Origin of the sequence: Cobetia sp. SIMBA_158 (genome assembly GCF_046566945.1) — a bacterium.
In the GTDB taxonomy this organism is placed as follows: domain Bacteria; phylum Pseudomonadota; class Gammaproteobacteria; order Pseudomonadales; family Halomonadaceae; genus Cobetia; species Cobetia amphilecti.
In genome coordinates, this window is the sequence record NZ_JAWJYL010000063.1 from 1 (window position 1) to 451 (window position 451).

Below are 451 nucleotides of genomic sequence, written 5' to 3' on the forward strand. Positions count from 1 at the left end.
GTAATCGTTTGATTAGTTCCCCAGTAAAACATCTGAATGAATATCATACCAGTCAGTAGCGTTGGCCAAGGGATAGGCGAATCAGGCCCGCCAATTAACGTTAAGCGCTCTTGTGGGATACCGCTAAAGTCGTAATCAATTGCGTTAAGCGCTAAGAACACGACTAGTATTGCCATACCTAGCACGAGTAGCCCGTTGTATGTATCTGACACCGCAACTGCACGTAGCCCACCAAAAAAGGCATAAATGGCGCCTACAATAGCAAAAGCGGTTGCTATGTACATTAATGGTATATCAACTTTAAACATGGTTTGCATAAATAGCGAACCCGAGTAAATAACCGCAGGCATATAAATTAATGCATTTCCTGTAAAAAACAAACTACCAATAACGGCACGGATATGCTTATTGTTGTAGCGCTTTTCTAATAACTCAGTGGTTGTTGTGCAGT

Annotated in this window: 1 protein-coding gene; it reads right to left on the reverse strand. The window is 41.9% G+C overall.

Annotated elements, in window-relative coordinates; all coding sequences use genetic code 11:
* Positions 1–451, reverse strand: a 451-nt coding sequence (locus tag R2R70_RS18970) for a sodium:solute symporter family transporter (RefSeq protein WP_410978745.1), incomplete at both ends; no start/stop codon positions are given.